Raw genomic sequence first — 1,671 nt, forward strand, 5'->3', positions numbered from 1 at the left:
GGATTCCGCGAAGGACCAGGCCGCCCCGCAGAACTCGCGGACCACCACACCCGGGCCTAACTCCGAAACCAGATCACGACCGAACCCGTCCCCGACCCTTCCCACCGATTACAAGAAGTGTTTGACAAAGGAGTCATCATGGAAGCAGATCACAAATCATTGGCCGCGCTTGACCCCACGGGCCGGCTCTATAACGAAGACCTCGCTCCCGCCACGGAACGAAAATGGACCTCATACAGCTTTTTCGCGGTATGGATGTCCGCAATCCACAACATCGGCACGTACACCTTCGTTGCAGGCCTGTTTGTCATCGGGCTCACTGGCTGGCAGGTCCTGGCGGCCATTCTGATCGGCACCRCAATACTGTTCTTCGGCATGAACTGGGCAGGGAAGATGGGGCAGMGGACGGGCGTACCCTTTCCTGTCATGGCCAGAATCAGCTTCGGGATCTGGGGAGCCAACATTCCTGCCCTCATCCGCGCGGTTATCGCCATCTGCTGGTACGGCATCCAGACATATCTTGCATCCATGGCCGTCGTCGTGCTCCTCCTGAGAATAGATCCCGACCTCCAGCAATGGCAGAACCAGAGTTTCCTCGGGCTATCCCTCCTTGGTTGGRCCTGCTTCATTCTGCTGTGGATCCTGCAACTTCTGGTCATCACCCGGGGAATGGAGGCCGTCCGTCGCTTCCAGGACTGGGCCGGCCCCATCGTCTGGGCTGTGATGCTGGGGATGGCTGTCTGGCTTCTTGCTTTGGCCGGCTGGAACATCCCGATGGACCTGTCAATCAATCCGCTGGCTGGCGGAGACGTGGTCCGTGGCGTACTCACCGGAGCCTTCCTCCTTGTCGCGACATACGCCACCATGTTGCTGAACTACTGCGACTTCACGCGCTTTSCCAAGTCGGAKCGGTCCGTGATCCKCGGAAATTTCTGGGGAATCCCAGTAAACTTCGCAGCCTTCGCTGCCATMAGCATCACTATGACAATTGGAACTGTCGTCGTCTTCGGTAAGGCCATCACCGACCCTGCTCTGATCCTGGCCAAAGTTCCCGATACCTTCGTCCTGATCATCGGCGCAGTCATGTTCATCGTCGCCACAATCGGCGTGAATGTCGTCCTCAACTTCGTCTCCCCCGCCTACGACCTCGCCAATGTCTGGCCCAAGCACATCAACTTCCGCCGCGGAGGCATCATCAGCGCCGTACTGGCGCTCCTTGTCATGCCGTGGAACCTGTACTCGAATCCCGTTGTAGTCAACTACTTCCTCGGCGGTCTGGGGGCTTTCCTGGGCCCCCTGTTCGGAATCATGGCCGCAGACTACTTCCTGATCAACCGMGGAGTCATCAACCTCAGGGACCTCTACCGCTCGGATGAAACGGGCGAGTATTTCTTCCGGAAGGGATTCAACCCCAAAGCCATCGCCGTCTTCATCCCGACGGCAGCCATCGCCGCCGTCATGGCACTCGTCCCMGTGCTCAGCGCGGTGGCMGCCTTTGCATGGCCCGTCGGGCTTGTCCTCGCCGGCGTTGGCTACTATCTGGCCATGGGAGTGGCTGTGAAACCAGCCKCAATCCAGGTTGAGCCKGAAGCCCAGCTCGAGCCCGCCGAATGACGAGCTGAACCGCACCAAGCTACTTAACTAGAGTTGGGCTGGAGACCACTTTCGTGG

1 protein-coding gene is annotated in these 1,671 nt (G+C 59.1%); it reads left to right on the forward strand.

Features of this window, described 5'->3' with window-relative positions; genetic code table 11:
* Positions 1-138: 138 nt before the first annotated feature.
* Positions 139-1,614, forward strand: coding sequence for an NCS1 family nucleobase:cation symporter-1 (locus AC1DBQ_RS23215; RefSeq protein ID WP_476930735.1), 1,476 nt, complete (start codon positions 139-141; stop codon positions 1,612-1,614).
* The last annotated feature ends 57 nt before the right edge of the window (positions 1,615-1,671 follow it).

The organism is Arthrobacter sp. 10T413_2 (genome assembly GCF_056394205.1).